15 protein-coding genes are annotated in these 15,717 nt (G+C 34.5%); all 15 read right to left on the bottom strand.

The annotated features are described in order from the left end of the window. Positions 1–5: 5 nt before the first annotated feature. The gene (locus tag ACFQZ1_RS02200; RefSeq protein WP_377880458.1) at positions 6–791 is read right to left on the bottom strand and encodes an O-antigen ligase family protein; all 786 of its coding nucleotides are present in this window, start codon (positions 789–791) and stop codon (positions 6–8) included. 411 nt (positions 792–1,202) lie between these two features. Continuing rightward, the gene (locus ACFQZ1_RS02195) at positions 1,203–2,426 is read right to left on the bottom strand and encodes a glycosyltransferase (protein ID WP_377880457.1); all 1,224 of its coding nucleotides are present in this window, start codon (positions 2,424–2,426) and stop codon (positions 1,203–1,205) included. A 173-nt stretch (positions 2,427–2,599) separates the two neighbouring features. After that, positions 2,600–3,925, bottom strand: coding sequence for a UDP-glucose dehydrogenase family protein (locus tag ACFQZ1_RS02190; protein ID WP_377880456.1), 1,326 nt, complete (start codon positions 3,923–3,925; stop codon positions 2,600–2,602). Between the two features lie 28 nt (positions 3,926–3,953). Continuing rightward, complete coding sequence (locus ACFQZ1_RS02185; RefSeq protein WP_377880455.1) at positions 3,954–4,640, bottom strand: sugar transferase; 687 nt, start codon at positions 4,638–4,640, stop codon at positions 3,954–3,956. A 19-nt stretch (positions 4,641–4,659) separates the two neighbouring features. Next, positions 4,660–5,541, bottom strand: coding sequence for a UTP--glucose-1-phosphate uridylyltransferase GalU (galU, locus tag ACFQZ1_RS02180; RefSeq protein ID WP_377880454.1), 882 nt, complete (start codon positions 5,539–5,541; stop codon positions 4,660–4,662). A gap of 248 nt (positions 5,542–5,789) precedes the next feature. Continuing rightward, positions 5,790–6,557 (bottom strand): tyrosine-protein phosphatase, encoded by a 768-nt coding sequence (locus tag ACFQZ1_RS02175; protein WP_377880452.1) that lies wholly within the window; start codon positions 6,555–6,557, stop codon positions 5,790–5,792. A 76-nt stretch (positions 6,558–6,633) separates the two neighbouring features. Beyond that, positions 6,634–7,338: a CpsD/CapB family tyrosine-protein kinase gene (locus ACFQZ1_RS02170; protein ID WP_377880450.1), complete on the bottom strand. Its 705-nt coding sequence runs from the start codon at positions 7,336–7,338 to the stop codon at positions 6,634–6,636. Then, positions 7,328–8,068 carry a YveK family protein gene (locus tag ACFQZ1_RS02165; RefSeq protein WP_377880449.1) on the bottom strand — a complete coding sequence of 247 codons (741 nt, stop codon included), beginning with the start codon at positions 8,066–8,068 and terminating at the stop codon, positions 7,328–7,330. Before ACFQZ1_RS02165 ends, ACFQZ1_RS02170 begins: the two co-directional genes overlap by 11 nt. A 659-nt stretch (positions 8,069–8,727) precedes the next feature. Further along, the gene (gene fabZ, locus ACFQZ1_RS02160) at positions 8,728–9,162 is read right to left on the bottom strand and encodes a 3-hydroxyacyl-ACP dehydratase FabZ (protein ID WP_035430592.1); all 435 of its coding nucleotides are present in this window, start codon (positions 9,160–9,162) and stop codon (positions 8,728–8,730) included. Between the two features lie 446 nt (positions 9,163–9,608). Continuing rightward, a complete protein-coding gene (gene mreB / locus ACFQZ1_RS02155) occupies positions 9,609–10,610 on the bottom strand; it encodes a rod shape-determining protein (protein WP_377880448.1) in 1,002 nt (333 codons plus the stop codon). 159 nt (positions 10,611–10,769) lie between these two features. Continuing rightward, on the bottom strand, positions 10,770–11,042 hold the full coding sequence (gene spoIIID, locus ACFQZ1_RS02150; protein ID WP_377880447.1) for a sporulation transcriptional regulator SpoIIID: 273 nt from the start codon (positions 11,040–11,042) through the stop codon (positions 10,770–10,772). Between the two features lie 616 nt (positions 11,043–11,658). Next, positions 11,659–12,627: a stage II sporulation protein SpoIIQ gene (spoIIQ, locus tag ACFQZ1_RS02145; RefSeq protein WP_377880446.1), complete on the bottom strand. Its 969-nt coding sequence runs from the start codon at positions 12,625–12,627 to the stop codon at positions 11,659–11,661. A 163-nt stretch (positions 12,628–12,790) separates the two neighbouring features. Continuing rightward, positions 12,791–13,498 carry an ABC transporter permease gene (locus tag ACFQZ1_RS02140; protein WP_377880445.1) on the bottom strand — a complete coding sequence of 236 codons (708 nt, stop codon included), beginning with the start codon at positions 13,496–13,498 and terminating at the stop codon, positions 12,791–12,793. Further along, on the bottom strand, positions 13,498–14,340 hold the full coding sequence (locus ACFQZ1_RS02135) for an ABC transporter ATP-binding protein (protein ID WP_377880444.1): 843 nt from the start codon (positions 14,338–14,340) through the stop codon (positions 13,498–13,500). The genes ACFQZ1_RS02140 and ACFQZ1_RS02135 overlap by 1 nt, the downstream gene beginning before the upstream one ends. Positions 14,341–14,566: 226 nt before the next feature. After that, positions 14,567–15,574 carry a LytTR family transcriptional regulator DNA-binding domain-containing protein gene (locus ACFQZ1_RS02130; RefSeq protein ID WP_377880443.1) on the bottom strand — a complete coding sequence of 336 codons (1,008 nt, stop codon included), beginning with the start codon at positions 15,572–15,574 and terminating at the stop codon, positions 14,567–14,569. Between the last annotated feature and the right edge of the window lie 143 nt (positions 15,575–15,717).

Raw genomic sequence — 15,717 nt, 5'->3', positions numbered from 1 at the left:
TCCTTCTATCTATTTCCTATACCTGATAGCCTATTATTATTCTGTGAAATTATTTTTATTACCAAGTAGGATAACCAAAAGACCGGTACTATATCGTAGTACAATAGATTATCAACCATAAATAAAATTGTAGTAGCTAAAAATAGACCTAATGTTCTCTTATCAATCTTGAATAGGTTATAGAAAATACCAAAATAAATGATAAGAAATAATCCTCCTCCTACAATTCCATAATCTAGAAGCTCATCTAAAAAGACATTATGCGCCCCTTGAAAATGATTATCTAATCTATAAAAATACCAATTATCTATAACACCTATAGGATGCCCCTTAAAGAACTCTATAGCACTCTCCCAAATAATTTTTCTTGAACCCCAGCTACCCAAATCCCTAACATCAGACGTATAATTATAAACCATTATTCCAGATACAATTATAGCGACAACAGCTATACAAAAGATAATATGCCTAAAGTATTTATTAATTTTTTTGAAATTGATAAAAGACACTAGCAATATAATAGTCGCAATTAGTGACATAATAGAATTAGTAAGAACAATATTAATAGTTAGTATCAAAATACCTAAAACTCTTATTTTCTTACTTAAACAAGTATTAATCCTTAGTATAAAAATACCAATTAAACAATAGTATGCATATTTAGTCTTATGAGAGAATATTGACTGAAATCTAATTTCTCCAAAATAGTCTAGCATTTTACCTGCATCATAAAAATGTAGAAAGGGGGGAGTGAAAGAAATTCTTATTGCATAAATTTTTAATATATACATTAATATCCCCATTAAACCCATAATTATCAAAGAGTATCCAAACATCTTTGCAAATTTAGAAGAAAAATTATAATCCCATACAGAATTTATAAGTATAAGTATAAAAGTAACCATATATAAACTATTAAATAACACTTTGTATATGGATCTATTTTCTACTCCGACATATAATCCAAGTACTAGAGTATAAATTATATATATTACAAGAAAAAACACTAAAATTAGTTCCCGTTTAGTTATATTAATTCTTATAGATTTTGTCTTTATTATGTTTAAAAAGGTATAAAGAATATAAATAAAACAAATTATACTAGATGCGTATATATTAATATTTTCGAATTTACTACCTATAATAAAGAAAAATGAAAAGAAAAATAAACTATATAAAATTATATTATTCATCACAAAATCCTACCTATTATATTTTCTTGATTTATTTAAGACTTTTTGCAAACTAACATACTCTTTCTCTGCAATTATATTTAAATCATATGTTGATTTCACTCTTTTCATTAACTGGTTCTTATCATAGTCATTTTCTAAATAGTACTCTACTTTTTGAGCTAGGTGTTTCTCAAAATCTTTACCGTCTTTAACAATAAAATCATCATTCCCCATTACTTCTGGTATTCCACCAGCATCACTTCCTATTACTATAGTGCCACATGCATGCGCTTCTAAAATAACTAACCCAAAAGCTTCTCTTCTACTTGGTATAATTAGTATATCCATTATATTCATAAATTTATTAACTTCTTTTGGCTCCAATTTCCCCATAAATAATACATTAAGCTCATATTCTTTACATTTTTTCTCGATATATTTTTTAAATTCCCCATCACCTATAACTATGAATTCTACGTTAAACTGGCATGACATTTGAATCTGTTTAAAAATCTCTGGTAGTTTATCTGCTCTTTTTACTTCATATAAATTCCCTACAAAACCTACTACTCTCTCTTTCAATTCTAATTTATTTTTCATTTGAAGTATTTCATTTGGCGGTAATTCATAATAAATGTTAAGGTCAATTCCATTAGGAATAACTACATTATTCTTATTCGGATTATTAAGACGTTTGATGCTTACTTCTTTTAAATTCTCACTAACAAAAATATTTAAATCTGAATTCTTAAGGTTTCTCTTAATATTTTTTGAAAAAACTCTATTTTCGAATGGTATAGAATGAACATCACTACCATGATACGTTATAGTGTAGGGGATTTTTAATAATTTAGACACAATGTGAGCTACTGAACCTTGAGGATGCCCCCAATGTGCATTTATTAACTGATGTCCTTGTACTAATTTCTTCATCTTTAGTGCCGTAAATATTGGATAATATATCCCCATTTTTCTAAATATAGTTTTTAATATAGTATTTTTCATGTAAAAATATTTTATTTTACACCCCCTATATATGTAATCTTCTTTTAGTTTTACTTTTACTTTTTTATTAAACATCTTCTTCAATAAAGATAATATCTTCCCATCATATTCTCTTAAAGAATATATCTCATAATTATCGATGTGTCTCGTCAAACTATTTATTCTATTATAAGTAGCATTAAATAGACCCGTTTTTTGCTCTTCCTTCATATCAACTATAAAAAAAATCTTATTTAATTTCTCCAAATCTTTATACACCCCATACACATATGAAATTTTTTAACTTAAAAAAAGTAATTGCATAGCAATCTTTTAAGAGATTGCTATGCAATTACTTTTTTGAGTTATTCTAGCAATTAAATAATAAATACCTCCTTTATTATTCGATTATTACAACAATAAAGGAGGTATACTTTAAATTATGCTAATACCTTTTGATGAAGTATTCTTTTACGTCCAATTGAGCAATAATTTACCTTCATGCCCTCTACTTCTTCCAAACTATAACAATTTCTACCATCATATACATTAGCAGTGCTCATTTTTTCTATAAATGTAGCTAAAGGTAATTCTTTAATTTCATCCCACTCTGTTAAAATAAATACTAAATCTGTGTCTTCAATTGTTTCAATTGCATTTTCACAATACATTACCTCATTGGGTAATTCTCGTTTAGCATTTTCCATTGCAACAGGATCATAAACTTTTACATTCGCTCCCATCTTTATAAGCTCTGGCACAATGACTAGTGAAGCTGATTCACGGATATCATCAGTATTTGGTTTAAAGGATAACCCCAACACACCAATATTTTTTTGATTTAAAGAACCAAAATCAACTACAGCCTGTTCCAATAGCTTACGTTGTTGTCTATTATTAAATTTAATAACTGCACTTAATAAGCTAAAATCATATTCTACATTATCAGCAATTTTCTTTAATGCTTTTGTATCTTTTGGAAAACAAGATCCGCCATATCCGATGCCCGCTCGTAAAAACTGATTACCCACACGACTATCTAGTCCCATACCTAATGCTACTTCTTCTACATCCGCATTAACTTTTTCGCAAATATTGGAAATTTCATTTATAAACGAAATTTTTGTAGCAAGAAACGCATTTGATGCATATTTAATCATTTCTGCACTACAAATAGTTGTACGATAAATTGATAATCCAAATGGTTTATTAATCTCTTCAATTAAATCCCCTGCTTCTTTATTATCCGCACCAATTACAATTCGATCACCGTGAAACACATCATAGATAGCTGAACCTTCTCGTAAGAATTCTGGATTAGATACAATTTCTATATTCAAGTCCTTCCCTTGTAAACATTCTTCAATATACGCCTTAACCTTATGATTTGTTCCCACTGGTACCGTACTCTTTACAACAACCGTAACATCTTTTGTAATAGAATTAGCAATATCCTCACAAACTTGATAAATATATGTTAAATTAGCTGAACCATCTTCCAACTCAGGTGTACCAACTGCAATATATATAATATCAGCTTCTCTATACACATTTTCATCGGCAACTTCAAAGGATAACGTTCCACTACTTAAATTTTTCTTTATCAAATCTTCAATTCCGGGTTCATAAATCGGAGAGATTCCTTGTCGTAATCGATTTACTTTTTCTTCATTTATATCTAGACAAGTAACACTATGACCAATTTCGGAAAGTGATACACCCGTTACAAGTCCTACATATCCTGTACCAACTACTAATATTTTCATCCTTCTGAACTCCTTTATTTTAATTGTATTAAGATGCATCATTAGATTTAATCATAACTTGAATCGTTTTAAATATAATTTTCAAATCATATATTAATCCGCGTTTACTTATATACTCTAAATCTAACTCAACCATTTCTTGAAAACCAACGCTATTTCTTTCCGTCACTTGCCATAAACCCGTACACCCCGGTGTAACAAGTAATCTCTGTTTATCATAAGTTGTATACTCTTTTACTTCTCTCGGCAGTGGTGGCCTTGGTCCTACAAGACTCATATCACCTTTTAATACATTTAATAACTGTGGCAGTTCATCAATACTCGTTTTACGAATAAATCTTCCAATCTTCGTAACACGAGGATCTTCTTTCATTTTAAACATTGCACCTGATACTTCATTATGTTTCAATAAATCCTGTAATCGCTCTTCCGCATCTGTAACCATAGAGCGAAATTTATACATATAAAACTCTTTTCCATCTTTGCCAACACGAATTTGTTTAAAAAATACAGGGCCTTTTGAATCTTCATATTTAATAAGTAAGGCTATAATTAAAAAGATAGGAGACAATAAAATAAGGCCACATAATGCTCCTATAAAATCGATGCAACGCTTAGCTACTAAATACCCTCTGCGACTATTCACATCTTTCAAAATTAGCTTTCTATTATTTTCTCTCACTGCATTTCCACTTGATAGTTTTACCAAGTTCAATGTTCTCCCACCTCACTTTTTATACATATACACTTTCTTTCTGTACCAATTCATTCATATATTTCATCAATTCATCTCGTAATTCCTCATGCTGAAGTGCCATTTCAATCGTTGTCTTAATAAACCCAAACTTCTCCCCAACATCGTAACGTGTTCCTTCAAAATCATAGGCAAACACTCGTTGAATTTCATTTAAGCGCTGAATTGCATCTGTTAATTGAATTTCTCCACCCGCACCTGTTTGCTGATCCTCAAGGAACATGAAGATTTCTGGTGTTAAAACGTAACGACCCATAATCGCTAAGCTTGATGGTGCTGTTCCTTGTGCTGGTTTTTCTACGAAGTTACGCACTTGGTAACGGCGACCATTTTGCTGAATTGGATCGATAATGCCGTAGCGATGTGTTTCGTTTTCTGGTACTGTTTGCACACCGATGACAGAAGCTTTTGTTGCTTCATATTCGTTCATTAATTGACGTAAGCACGGTGTTTCTGCTTGGACAATGTCATCTCCAAGTAATACTGCAAATGGTTCGTTTCCGATAAATTTGCGTGCGCACCATACTGCGTGTCCTAATCCTTTTGGTTCTTTTTGTCTTATGTAGTGAATGTTAATTTTGGAAGACGCTTGTACTTTCTCAAGCATGTCATACTTCCCTTTTTCTAATAAGTTTTGTTCTAGTTCAAAGGAATGATCGAAGTGATCTTCAATAGCACGTTTTCCTTTTCCCGTTACGATAATAATATCTTCAATTCCTGATTCGATTGCTTCTTCTACGATGTACTGAATTGTCGGTTTGTCGACAATCGGTAACATTTCCTTTGGCATTGCCTTTGTGGCTGGTAAAAATCGTGTTCCAAGACCAGCTGCTGGAATAATTGCCTTTTTTACTTGTTTCATTGTTAGTCCCCCTAAATATTTTTTAATTATAGTTATATATATAAATATAAGGAAATATGAAACCGACTAGCTATAGTGTCCTTAAGCACCACCTATAACTAGAGTTTTTAGAATAGTTTTGGGCATCTAACCCATCCTCACACCATGCTCCTGACGACACGCGTCTAAGGTAGGTAAAATATAGTTCTACCCACAGCAAGGCCGAGTGCCTCCATTGATAACGGTTAGGAGACATTACCATATACGTATTAAAAGATACCGAATAATTTCTTACGACGAATTTGTTCTGGATCTTCTTTATAAACACTTTTTCCGCTTATGAGTAGATATGGATTTTCTTTAAAATCCATAAACATGCTAGTACCAAATTCTTTTTCAATAACATCATAACCAGCTTGTAAATGAAATCCGCGTGTTGTTGTGTTATGTGCATCAGATGCAATCATATGTGTTAAATTATGTTCGATAAGCTCAAGTGAGAATTTTTTAATTTTTTTGCCGAAGTTACCAAGTAAGCTTCCTGCTGTTACTTGAGTAAGTGCTCCTTTGCTGACAAAATTGTATAGCTTATCAGGATGCTCGATTAACTCTGCGTTGCGCTCTGGGTGAACAATGATTGGGATTAATCCCTTTACTCGTAATTCATACAGCACTTCTTCTGCATAGCGTGGTATATGACTAGACGAGAATTCTATGAATATATATGTGCTTGTTTCGTTTAATGTGACGATTTTATTATCTTCGTAGTCTTGTAGCATTTGGCCATATAATCGAACTTCTTGACCTGGTAAAACCGTCAAATTTATATTTTCTTCTTTCAATAAGACATTTAATTGTTTTACCCGATGAAGAATATGCGTACGCTCATTGAGATATCTTCCATTTTGATGGTGAGGAGTTGCTACAATTGTATGTATTCCTTCTACTACTGCTGCTTTAGCCATTGCTATGCTATCTGTTATTGTTTGTGCCCCGTCATCAACACCGGGTAAAATATGACAATGCAGGTCAATCACATTTTCCATCCTTTCTATACATATAGGTTTAATAGGAAATAGCCAGGTGTGCGTATTCCACACACACCTCTTCTCTTCAATCTGTGCCGTAATAGTAATATAAGCTTTGCTCACGTTCACGATCGTTCAGAACAACACCTAATAATTTACCTTTTGCTGCTTCTAGTAATTTTTTTGCTTTTAATGCTGCTTCTTTTTCCGTGTACGCACTACGTACAACAAGCAGAGATGCGTCACATTGATTTGCCATAATTTGTGCATCTGATACTGGCAAAATAGGCGGTAAGTCAAAGATGACTAAATCATACATGTTGTAAACTTGTCCGAGAAATTCTCTCATAGCCTTAGAACCGAGCAGCTCTGCTGGATTTGGCGGAATCGGTCCGCACGGAAGAAAATATAGATTTTCAACATTTGTTGTTTGCACACATTTTTCAAGTTTTTCACCATGTGTCAAAATGTTTGTTAAACCAAAAATATTATTGACTTGGAACATTTGGTGCATTGCTGGTTTCCGTAAGTCTGCATCGACAAGTAACACTCTCTTTCCTTGCTGAGCAAAGACAACAGCGAGGTTCCCTATTGTTGTTGTTTTTCCTTCGCCTTGATTTGGAGATGTTACTATTAAAGAATGAATATTCGTATCTATCGCCGTAAATTCAATATTTGTACGAATGTTACGAAATTGTTCTGCTACCGGAGACTTCGGCTGGTCATATGCGATTAATTGACGACGTTGACGATGATTGTTATTTTTCTTGAATAAACCTTTAAGAGCCAATTGTATGTCCCCCTACTCTCTGCGCTGATGCTGCATGTTTTCTAGACCCTTCTTCTTCATCCATATGCGCTACAATCCCTAATACAGGTAAACCAAGTAATGCTTCAATATCTTCTTCTTTTTTCACTGTGTTGTCTAAGTATTCTAGTAAGAACGCAAGACCGATAGAAGCTATGAATCCAACAACAAACGCAATTGCAATGTTTATTGTCGGACGTGGTTTAATTGGTGATTGATGTTTGACTATTTCTGCTTTCGAAAGAACAGTTACGTTATCTGCGTTCATAATCTTTGCAACTTCACCTTTAAATACTTCTGCTGTTGTGTTTGCAATATCACGCGCTAACTTTGGATCTTTCTCTTTAACAGTTATCGAAATAACTTGAGAGTCTTTCTCATTTGCAACATCAATCTCCTGTGTTAAAGCTTGTGTTGTCATGTCTAAATTTAGCTTTTCTTTTACTTGATCCAAAATAATTGGACTTTTAATAATTACCTTATATGTATTTGTTAATTGGATATTTGTTTGAACTTCACCAGCCTGAATAGCTGCACCTTCTTGTTTCTTTTGGTTAACAAGAATTTGTGTAGAAGTTTGATAGATTGGCGTTATAAGGAAAAAACTTACTACTGCACTAATAATAGCAGCGCCAAATGTAATTGAAAGGATCATTGCTAGGCGTTTTCGTAAAATGTGAAATAACTCTTTTAAACTAATCGTTTCTTCCATAACTTCCTCCAACTTTCATTTTACACACAAAAAATCACACTGATAATATACCATTTTAATACAAAAATGTTAATTTTTTGTGAGATTTAAATGTAAAAATGTTAATTTTTTGTGTCATCTTAATATGGACATGTTAATTTTCTGTGGCATTGTAATAAGACCAGCACATATAATCTTACATAAAATCATTAAATTTTACAACATTCGCCATAAATTTCCTACAAAACCTTTTTTCCAATAAAAAGCTTTTACTTGTGAAGCACCCAATAGATAGAGAAAGCCTATAATTTTCTTTCATTGGTTTTCTCTATTAATAGTATCCGTATTAATCCATTTGTTGCTTTTTGTCATTCAAAACACCTCCTAGCAATTTACTAGAAGCGTTGTCTTATCGCTTATATAAAAAATAAACTTATGTTTCTTTCTCATATAAGAATATTATTCTTTACAATAAATGAGATATACAAATCATACATAAAGTCCATTTATTTTACAATATGGTTATTCTATATTTTCCGTCTATTCTGTGTATTGTTAAGAAAATGTATTAAGATGTTATACACAGCTGATTTTACTGCAAAAACTATTCTTACTCAGAAATATACATGTAGTGAAATTTCTGAGTAAAAAGAACACTCTGCCGAGCGTCCTTTTTAAAATTATTCCTTCTTATCTCCAAGCGCAAACGTAATTTCCGCTTCACAAGCAACCTCACCGTTTACGGTTGCGACTGCTTTCCCTTTACCAATCGGACCGCGTACGCGCGTCATTTCCACTTCTAAGCGAAGCTGATCGCCTGGGCGTACTTGTCTTTTAAAACGGCAGTTGTCAATCCCAGCAAAGAAAGCAAGGCGACCGCGGTTTTCTTCTTTCTTTAAAACAGCAATTGCTCCGACTTGTGCGAGTGCCTCAACGATTAATACTCCCGGCATTACCGCATAGTCAGGAAAATGACCGTTAAAGTATTCTTCATTTGCAGATACGTTTTTAATACCGACTGCACGTTTTCCTTCTTCTACTTCAAGAACTTGATCAACAAGTAGAAATGGGTAACGATGCGGGATAATTTCTTTAATTTGTTCTATGTTCAACATACTATCTCGCTCCTTTTTTAGAAATTAGTCTTAGTACTTGGTTATATATTTTTTTATTATCCCATTTTATTTATAATTTGTCATTATTAAAAAAACGAAGCAGCCTTTCCTGCTTCGTATCACTTCAAAAAAATGCATACACTCTTTCTTTTCTACCAACTTTTGTATAACAGAAATAAATACAGTTGACACTGAGGTAGAAAAGAGTGCATGCCCAAGTTAGGGGAAGGCAATATGCCAGAAGGCATATTGCCTTATGTGTCGTATTCGGCTTCATTATAATATAACCATTTCTAATATGAAAAACGGCAAATTTGCTAAAATATATTAATAAAGGTTTATTTTTCTTTATTTTCCTTCATATTTCTACACCTTTAAAAAAACCATATATTTTTAAAGATAAATATAAAAAAACGTTAGGCAATATACCTAACGTTTTTTCTTACTTATAGTAAAGCGCGGCGTGGTAATTTGTCGATGTTCTCAAGCATGATACCCGTTCCAACTGCTACACAGTGCATTGGATTTTCCGCGATCAATACAGGTACTTTTAATTCTTCTGCAAGAAGCATGTCAATGCCGTGCAGTAATGCTCCGCCGCCCGTTAAAATAACGCCGCGGTCGATAATATCAGCAGATAATTCAGGCGGTGTACGTTCTAATACACCTTTTGCAGCTTGTACAATAACAGCTGCGTTTTCTTTCAATGCCTCTGTAATTTCTTCAGAGCATACTGAAATTGTGCGAGGTAGACCTGTTACCATGTCACGGCCGCGAATTTCAAGTTCTTCACTGCGTGCACCTGGGAACACTGTACCTACTTTAATTTTAATATCTTCCGCTGTACGTTCCCCAATTAATAGCTTATACTTACGCTTAATATAGTTTAGAATCTCCATATCAAACTTATCGCCCGCCATTTTAATGGAAGAGGAGGTAACGATATCGCCCATAGAAAGTACTGCAATATCCGTTGTACCTCCGCCAATATCTACAACCATATTTCCGCTCGGTTGGAAGATTTCCATCCCAGCACCAACAGCAGCTACTTTTGGTTCTTCTTCTAAGTATACTTTCTTACCGCCAGATCTCTCAGCAGCTTCACGAATAGCTTTTTGTTCTACAGATGTGATGTTTGTTGGACAGCAAATTAAAATGCGAGGTTTTGACAAGAAGCCTTTTACGTCGAGTTTGTTGATGAAATGTTTTAACATCGCTTCTGTAATTTCGAAATCAGCAATTACACCATCTTTTAGCGGACGAATCGCTACAATGTTTCCAGGTGTACGCCCTACCATGCGTCGTGCTTCTTCACCTACCGCTAATACTTTTCCCGTATTGCGGTCAATTGCCACAACAGACGGTTCATTTAATACAATCCCTTTACCCTTTACATGAATCAATACGTTGGCCGTGCCAAGGTCAATTCCGATATCTCTCGCAAACATTCCTGTGTTTTCCTCCTCAATATACAAATCAGGCTAAACCCGAATACTTTACACCTAATTTCTAATTTTAGCATACTCTTTGTAGAAACGTAATATTGAAGAAATGAATTTTACTCAAATTTTTTCACCTTTTATTAGGAATGTTTGCCGAATGTCAGATTACCGACGCACGATTTTTTCTGTATCCTCTTTTTGGTACTTTTGCTTCGTTGCTTCGCCTCCGCGAAGGTGACGAATTGACTTATGATAATCAAGAATTTCCTTCACTTCATTTGCGAGCTCTGGATTAATTTCTGGTAAGCGTTCTGTTAAATCTTTATGCACAGTACTTTTGGATACACCAAATTCCTTCGCAATAACACGAACTGTTTTTCTTGTCTCCACGATATACTTGCCAATCTTGATTGTTCTCTCTTTGATGTAATCGTGCACACCACTCGCCTCCCTAAATTGGATGTGAGAAGGGTGAAATGAGACTCGCTGCATATGACTAAGCTGTACGTTCGAATGCTGTTTGTAAGCGTTATACTTCCTGGGATTTATAATATAATGATCCACGATTTCTCACCTCAAACACTCTCTTTGCTTTGGTTTATACCATTCTATTGCCCGCATTGTATTTATATGCTACAAGTTCTGTATTTTTGCGGACTACATTGACAAAAATTACATTTTTTCATGAGAAATGTGTGAAAAATGAAAATTTCGCGTCTTATTTCATGAAAAGACAACAAAAAAATGACGCCTAATAAAGGCGTCATTCTTCTCGATCTACTTGTTCTTCCCAAAGGTTTTGACGGGGGACTTTCCTTTTGCTTGTAATTAAATAATATAATGAAGATAAAACAAACAATAAAATAAGTGCAATGGACAAAACGAACAGTAATGACATAGTAAAGTAATCCCCTCCTTTTAGTAATATATATTCGAGAATTCTGTCCAATTTCCTTGCTGTTACTGGTTTTTTTAGATATATTAATTATTTTTATATAAAAATAAAACCATCAATCCTCGTATAGAGGACTGATGGTTTCGTATGTTACCTTGCTTATTCAACGGAAGAGTTATCATCTTGATTTGCTGAGCTATCTGTAGACTTCTCGTCTTTTTTCTTGTCATCAGCTGAGCCGTTTGTTGATTTCTCTTCTTTTTTCTTGTCGTCAGCTGAGCCGTTTGTTGATTTTTCTTCTTTTTGTTGTTTCTCGTCAGCCGAGCCATTTGTTGATTTCTCTTCTTTTTGTTGTTTCTCGTCAGTTGAACCATTTGTTGATTTCTCTTCTTTTTGTTGTTTCTCGTCAGTTGAACCATTTGTTGATTTTTCTTCTTTTTGCTTTTCTTGCTTATCAACTTTAATATCAGAAGCAGACTTGTCGAAGTAACGCTCCGGGTTTACTGCAACGTTATCTTTACGAACTTCAAAATGAACATGATAGCCTGCCTCTTTATTCATTTCACTTAGTCCTGCTTTTCCTAACATTTCACCTTGATTGATTTTCGCACCTTTTTCCACTTTTACACTGCCTAAGCTTTGATAAAACGTTGTAACGCCATTACCATTGTCAACCGTTACAACATAGCCTAGAAGTGGATCTTTTTCCGCTTTTGTAACTGTACCGCTTAATGCCGCTGTGACATCAAACTCTTTTCCATTTTTTGCTGCAATATCAATTCCTGTATTCGCAGAGTATGTGTTGTTATAAAAGACAAGTGCTTGTTCTTGCTCCTCGGCTGCTGCTTTATCTTCGTAAAACTTCTTCTTTACAACAACGTCTGCTGCATTTGCAGCTGGCATCTTCAGGGACTCCGAAGATTTTGTAACTGGCATTGTAGGAATCTCACTTACGTTTTGCGCTGCTTCATTTTTCTCAGGCGTCTTTTTCGGATTAGCTGCCTGATACCATAATGCAACTGTTAAAATTACCGCTGCGCAAACAATGTATAGTGTCGGGAATACCCAACGCTTTTGAAATAAATGCACTACTTTTCGAGAAGACTTCTTGTTTTCCCTCTCTCTCATTCTATCATCACCTCAGCAATCATTTTGAACAAGATTCATCCATCCTATACAATCTATAACTGATTACTTTTCGACAAAATTTGTAAAAATATGCATCCGAATTACAAAATTTCCGAGGAAATGATAAAAAAAAAGAAAAAACTGAGCCAAAATGCTCAGTTTTTTAGTCTAGTTGTTTCTTTTTGTAGACGAAGAAGCAAACTACAATCAGAAGCGCTATCCAAATCGCATTATTAAACAGATGTTCTTGAATTGTGGAGAAACCTTTTCCCTGTATTACTTTTTTCATGCCTTCCATAATATGACTTGTTGGAAGAAAACCCACTGCTTTTTTTACAACTTCATTTTTCACAATCTCTTGCAGCATTGGCCCCAGTGTAAACAATAAGAAAATCGGCATCCCTACAATAGACGTCTGTGCCATATTTTGTGACAATAGCCCAACAATTGTACCTAATATAATACATAACAATGTGCCCACGAGGAGAATAACAATTAGCATTCCAATGTTTCCTTTTAAAGTCCCGAAAATGAGTAAGCTAACGAAGCTGGATACAATTACAAAGAAAATTGTTAATACACTTTTCCCTAAAAGAACTTCCAATGGATTTGCCGGAGATAACATCAATACACGTAATGTATGTTTTTCTTTTTCTTCAGCAATGATAATCGCTTGCACAAAACTCCCTACCATAGTGAGGGTCATCGCAATCGTAAAGCCTGCAAAAAACTCTTTATTCCCTTCGATGTTACTATAAAATATGGCAAGTACAATTGGCAGCAACGCCATAATTACAACTTGTGAATTTTTCCCTCCGTCATACATTTCCTTCCGAACAATAGCTGAAAACCTCTTCATTGAAAACGTCATTATAATCCCCTCCCAGTTACTTCAATAAAAATATCCCCTAACGTCGGCTCGTAAGAATGAATCGATAACAATTCACCATTTTTCATCCACTCCGAAATTCGTTTTGCTCCGAGTTCATCTTTTTGCACCGTTTCTTTTCGTTTATCTTTTAACACAACTTCAATTTTATCTTTCGCATATTGAAGTCTTAAATTTTCCGGTGTATCCAGCGCTACAATTTCTCCACCGCATAAGAACGCAATACGATCGCAAAGTGTTTCTGCTTCATCCATATTGTGAGTCGTTAAGAAGATTGTCGTCCCTTCTTTATTTAAATCTCTTAATATGTTATGAATATTTTGTACATTCACCGGATCAAGCGCTGATGTTGGTTCATCTAAGAACAGAATATCCGGTTTATGCAAAATGGCACGCGCTAGCGTCACGCGCTGCTTCATTCCTTTTGAGAGCTTTTTCACTTGTGTCTTTTTATCATCTAGCAAGTTCACTTGTGCTAATACTTCATCGATTCGTTCTTTTTCACAATCGTATAAGTCACAAAATAATAGTAAGTTATCATAAATACTAAGTCTTTCATATAAACCGCTATTATCTGTTAAAATACCAATTCGTTTATAATCAATGCTGCCTGGCCCTGTAATATCTTGACCTAGTACTCTCACCTTTCCTACACTATGAAGCAACTGTGCAGTTAAGATTTTCACAGTGGTTGTTTTCCCCGATCCACTCGGTCCAAGGAACCCAAAGATTTCCCCTGTCTTTACTTCAATATTTACATTGCGAAGTGCTGTTTTACTATCGAATGTTTTCATCACATCTTTCATTTCAATTGCCAACGTCATTTCATCATCCCCTTTGCTCTGCGTCAGGAGCCATATGCCCTAGCCGCTTCCGCTTTTCGTTTTCTTATTAATCTCATCATATGAAAAGCAAAAAGGGGACGCATTAAAATACCGGTAAAAGGAGTATTTTTACCGGTGAATGGAGCATAGTTTCAGTCCGCCGGAACAGCATACGGACGATCGGAGCAAATATAGGGTTGAATGGAACAATGACGATACATACCATTTACAATCCAATTACACCCTTCAATTCATCCATTCTTCCTTTTGAAAGCGGAATAGAGGTTTTTCGCTCATCATCAAGGATTAAACTGTAACTGTTTCGTGTCCACGTAATGACTTCGCGTACACGTTGTAAGTTCACGAGGTAAGAGCGATGACAACGGAAGAATCCAAATCCTTTTAAGCGTTCTTCTAATTCACTTAATGTAAGCGCACAAATAAAATCACCATCACGCACATGAATATGTGTTGTGCCATTTTGCGTTTCAATGAATTGAATTTCCATCGGATCCAATAAAATGATTTTATCGTTTACTTTAGCGGGTATGCGCTCTAGTTTCATTTGCGGAATCATTTCGATAACCTTCTCTTCTTCCGCTTCTATCCTTTCTTCTTGCTCAATTTCAACTTTTTTCACGCCATCTTGGTACAGTACATACACATCTTCCGTTAAAGATAAGGCATCTGAAAGAAATGCGGAAGTAATAAAAATGGCTTTCCCTTGCTCTTTTACCTTTGTAATGACATTCCGAATAATAATTGTACTTTCAATATCTACGTTTTGTTCCGGCTCTTCCAAAATAACAAGCTCTGGATTATGTAAAATACTCCTGCCAATATGAAGACGACGTTTTTCGGAAAAGGTTAACTCCCTTATCTTTACTTCTTTCTTATCTAAAAGGCCAATCAGCTGAACAACTTCATCTACTGATAATCCATTACCATATAACCCTCGCAAGAAAATAAAATAATCTTTTACCGTTAATCGTTCGTACGCTTCATCTGCTAAAAAACAGAAACCAATCCGAGAAAAAGAATGTTTCCCAAGCGGCTTCCCATCAAATAACACAGTCCCGGTCGATGCTTCTTCCACTCCCATAATAATCCGGTGCAGCGTTTTGCCGATATGATTATTGCATTGCAATACAACACACTGCCCCTTTTCAATTTCTAACTGAATAGATGGCAACACATTTGTCTTTGCTAATTGGTTCAGCTCTAATAACGCCATCCTCTCACCCCTATGTTGGTTTTTTACTCCATTATATCAGGGGTTATATGGAAATTTATGATATTTTTCATACAGATTCTGTATCACTTATCGGCACTTCGACAAAATCAGATGCCATCCTCTCACCCACATAAAAAAGCATA

It is taken from the genome of Bacillus sp. CGMCC 1.60114, assembly GCF_042676365.1.
Classification (GTDB): Bacteria; Bacillota; Bacilli; order Bacillales; family Bacillaceae_G; genus Bacillus_A; species Bacillus_A rhizoplanae_A.
Note: the sequence above shows the minus strand (reverse complement) of the source record. Positions and strands in the feature narration are given on the sequence as shown.